General features: G+C 45.5%; 1 protein-coding gene. It reads left to right on the top strand.

The window, feature by feature from the left end:
- Positions 1-263: 263 nt before the first annotated feature.
- Entirely contained in the window at positions 264-1,475 is a 1,212-nt protein-coding gene (locus AC6ESO_RS30425) for an IS110 family RNA-guided transposase (protein WP_497094616.1), read from the top strand.
- Positions 1,476-1,601: the final 126 nt, after the last annotated feature.

The raw sequence follows: 1,601 nt of genomic DNA, 5'->3' as shown, positions 1-1,601 counted from the left end.
TAAACTGCCCGTTCGTATTATGAGGTCAGCCAGTTTTTACTGGTTGACCTCTTTTCTCTTTAAGAGGTTTAGTACGGGTAGCCGGGGTAGAACGTCACTGCCCGTGGGGCTAGACCCCGTGCGCTAAACTGTTCACCCCCTACTTGTAGAAACATGTTTGAGGCTGGTTGGGACATCGATCCCGAATAACAAGCGAAGCTATGACACTACAAGCGGGACTAGGGGCTACCGGCGAATCTTAGGAAGTGAAGGTGATGTGCACGATGAATCCAGTAGTTGGGCTGGACATTGCTAAGGGAGAAAGTCAAGGGCAAGCCTTTTTAGACAAAGGTCAGCCTTACGGTAAGAGCTTTACCGTCCCTCATACTCGTGAAGGATTAGAGTCTTTTCAATCGTTCTTAAGACTCCTTGAAGAGCAAACCGATCAAAAACCTATGGTTATCTTAGAAGCGACAGGTCACTATCATCTTCCTGTTACTCGTTTTTTGGAGGATCATAATTACCTGTTTGTCGTGGTTAATCCGATGTTGTCTTATCAGGCCAAGAAAGCCTCCAGTTTACGTAAGGTAAAGACCGATGCCGTTGACGCCTACGCCCTTTGTGAACTGTTCTACAAAGAAGACTTTGAACGGCACAAAACTAGAGGCGTTCAACTGCTGAACCTACGCAATCTAACAAGGCAGCACGATGCAATTACGGGTCTCTACATTCAAGTCAAACTGCAATTCCAAGCTGTCTTAGATCAGGTTTTTCCTGAGTATAAAGGTGTTTTTGGGGACTTACACTCTGCGGTATCGCTAAATACGTTGCTGGCATTTCCGACTTCTGACGCTGCTCTTAAAGCCGGGAAAACTAATATTACGGAGAAAATTGCAAGCCTATGTATACGTCGATCTGAGACCTGGGCACGGTCAAAAGCGGAAGCTCTGCTGGCTGCAGCTGAACGGAATCCCTTCCGAAATGCACCGTTTCACAGCCATCTCATTAGTCTTGAAATGTATGTAAGCATGCTGCTTCATTATCGAGAGCATCTAACCGCCCTGGAAAAGCAAATGGATGCCCTCGCTAATGAATTGGAAGAATATCAGATTATCCAATCGATTCCCGGTATCGGTGAAAAAATCGCTGCAACGATTATTTCGGAAATCGGTGAAATCGATCGGTTTAATCACCCGAAAAAATTGGTTGCCTTCGCTGGTATAGATCCTAGCGTTCATATGTCGGGGAAATTCACGGCAACGATCAATCGAATTACAAAACGCGGCTCCAGTAGGCTTCGGCACACCTTATTCTTGGCCATCCTTTGCAGCTTGCGGCGATCCGGCAGCAAGAAAATGAAGGCATTTTACGACAAGAAGATCGCTGAAGGTAAGCCATACAAAGTCGCCATGATTGCATGTGTGAACAAGCTACTGCACTGGTTATTCGTATTGCTCAAGCGCAAAGAGACCTTCATCGACCTGGATTTGGCCTAAGCAACCAACACAAGAAAAACCTTCCAACGTATTTTCGGAGGGTTCTTTGTCTTGCTCAGATTCTAGTATAGCAGTAATTGTTCGAGCTTCTAATGAAAAATGTTGACAAGATATTAGCTGGTTTAG

Source organism: Paenibacillus rhizoryzae (assembly GCF_059686995.1).
This window is presented reverse-complemented; position numbering and strand designations above follow the sequence as displayed.

Coding starts and splice junctions, on each gene's coding strand:
- AC6ESO_RS30425 (WP_497094616.1), top strand. CDS start 264: ATGAATCCAGTAGTTGGGCTGGACATTGCTAAGGGAGAAAGTCAAGGG.